The following is a 2,080-nucleotide window of genomic DNA, read 5'->3' on the forward strand; positions in this document are numbered from 1 at the left end:
CGCACCACGGCCCCCGCGGCCCGCCCCCCACCCGACTTGTCCCCCCCCCCCCCCCCCCGGCCCCCCCCCCGGGGCCGGGGGCCCGGGGCGGGATGGGGGACACTGGAGGGGTTCGACCCCGTTGCGTGTTGCCGAGGAGCTGTTCCGGATGCCCCGCCTTGCCGTGTTCGCCGTTGTCGTCTGCGCCCTTGCCGTGGCCGCCGCCGTGGTCGCCTTCGTGGAGGGCAGCTTCCTCGGGATCGTGTGGGTGCTGCTGGCCGGTGTGACGTCCAACATGGCCTGGTTCTACATCCGCAAGGCCAAGGCCGAGAAGCGGCGCGCGGCCGTCTAGGACGTCAGTCGACGGGGGCCGCGCAGAAGCCGTCCTGACCCGTCCAGAAGCGGTACAGGTCGCGGCCGCAGTACGTCTCCAGGTCCGAGACGCCCAGGGCGCGCAGGACGCCCCGCACCGCGTCGAAGAAGACCGCGTTGACCTCCGGGATCCACAGCAGGGCGAACACCCCGATCAGCGCGAACGGCGCCAGCGGCGCGAGCTCGCGCCGGACTCGGTGGGAGAGCCAGGGCTCGATGACCCCGTAGCCGTCCAGGCCCGGGACCGGCAGGAAGTTCAGGATCGCCGCCGAGACCTGGAGCAGCGCCAGGAACGCCAGCGCGAAGCGGAACGGCTGCGGCACCCCGTCCAGGGCGTCCAGCCAGAACGGCGCCGTGCAGACGACCGCGAAGGCCACGTTCGTCAGCGGGCCCGCCGCCGAGACCAGGCTGTGCCGCCAGCGGCCCCGGATCCGGTCCCGTTCGATGTACACGGCCCCGCCGGGCAGGCCCAGCCCGCCCAGGATCACGAAGACCACCGGCAGCACGATGCTGAGCAGGGCGTGCGTGTACTTCAGCGGGTTCAGCGTGAGGTAGCCCTTCGCGCCGACGGTGAAGTCGCCGCCGTGCAGGGCGGTACGGGCGTGCGCGTACTCGTGCAGGCACAGCGAGACCACCCACGCCGAGGTGACGAAGAGGAACACGGCGAGCCCCGGGTTCGCCGCGAAGCCCGTCCACACCGCCCAGCCGGTGACCGCCATGACGGCGACGATGCCGAGGAAAACGGAACTGATACGCCGCTCGCCGCGGCCGCCCTGGTGAACCATGCGGCGAAACCTATCCCGGGCCGACGGCCCGTCGTCCCCCGGGGGCCGGGGACAATGGGCCGGTGCGTTACGCGATTCTCGGCACCGCCCAGGCCATCCGCGACGACGGGACCCCCGTCGCCGTCGGCGGAGCGCGCCTGCGCGCGCTCCTGACCGCGCTCGCGCTGCGGCCCGGCCGCACCGTGCCCGCCGCGATGCTGGTCGCCGAGGTGTGGGACGCCGACCCCCCGGCCGACGCCCCCGCCGCGCTCCAGGCACTGGTGGCCCGGCTGCGGCGGGCCCTGGGGCACGGGGCCGTGCGCTCCGCCGAGGGCGGCTACCGGCTGGACGCCGGACGGGACGACGTCGACCTGTACCGCTTCGAAGGGCTCGTGCGCTCCGCTTCGGCCGCGGCCGAACCCGCCCGGGCGGCGGCCCTGTACGACGAGGCGCTCGCCCTGTGGCGGGGCCCCGCGCTGGCCTCCCTCCCCGATCCGGCGGCCGAGTCCGCCCGCTGGGAGGCCGTACGGATGGACGCGCGCCGGGGCCGCCTGGGCGCGGCGCTGGCGCTGGGCGAAGCGGAACAGGCCCTGCCGGAGCTGACCGAACTGTGCGCCCGCCACCCCCTGGACGAGTCCCTGCAGTCGCTCCGCATCCGGGCCCTCCGCGCAGTGGGCCGCCCCGCGGAGGCCCTGGCCGCCTACGAGACGGTCCGCCGGGACCTGTCCACCCGCCTGGGCACCGACCCGGGCCCGGCCCTGCGCGCCCTGCACACGGAACTCCTCTCGGGCACCCCCGCCCCGGAACCGCCCCCGGCCACCGCGGCCCAGGGCTGGCCGACCCCCGACACCCCGGCCGGAGCCACCGCCTGGCCGCCCCCGGCAACGCCCGCCGCCCCGACGGTGCCCGGCCCCCAGGCCCCTGCCGGAGCCCCGGCCTGGCCGGCTCCGGGCGCCGGCCACCAC

General features: G+C 76.3%; 3 protein-coding genes. 2 read left to right on the plus strand and 1 reads right to left on the minus strand.

Annotation, left to right across the window (positions count from 1 at the left end; genetic code table 11):
* Positions 1 to 148: 148 nt before the first annotated feature.
* Entirely contained in the window at positions 149 to 331 is a 183-nt protein-coding gene (locus ACFVXK_RS38370) for a hypothetical protein (RefSeq protein WP_389621967.1), read from the plus strand.
* Between the two features lie 4 nt (positions 332 to 335).
* On the opposite strand, the gene ACFVXK_RS38375 is transcribed toward ACFVXK_RS38370, so the two are convergent.
* Complete coding sequence (locus tag ACFVXK_RS38375) at positions 336 to 1,136, minus strand: site-2 protease family protein (RefSeq protein WP_389621970.1); 801 nt, start codon at positions 1,134 to 1,136, stop codon at positions 336 to 338.
* Positions 1,137 to 1,198: 62 nt separating this feature from the next.
* Here ACFVXK_RS38375 and ACFVXK_RS38380 point away from each other — a divergent pair.
* Positions 1,199 to 2,080: BTAD domain-containing putative transcriptional regulator (locus ACFVXK_RS38380; RefSeq protein WP_389621973.1), on the plus strand; the 882-nt coding region annotated here is incomplete at its 3' end.

This window comes from Streptomyces sp. NPDC058157 (genome assembly GCF_042884105.1).
In the GTDB taxonomy this organism is placed as follows: domain Bacteria; phylum Actinomycetota; class Actinomycetes; order Streptomycetales; family Streptomycetaceae; genus Streptomyces.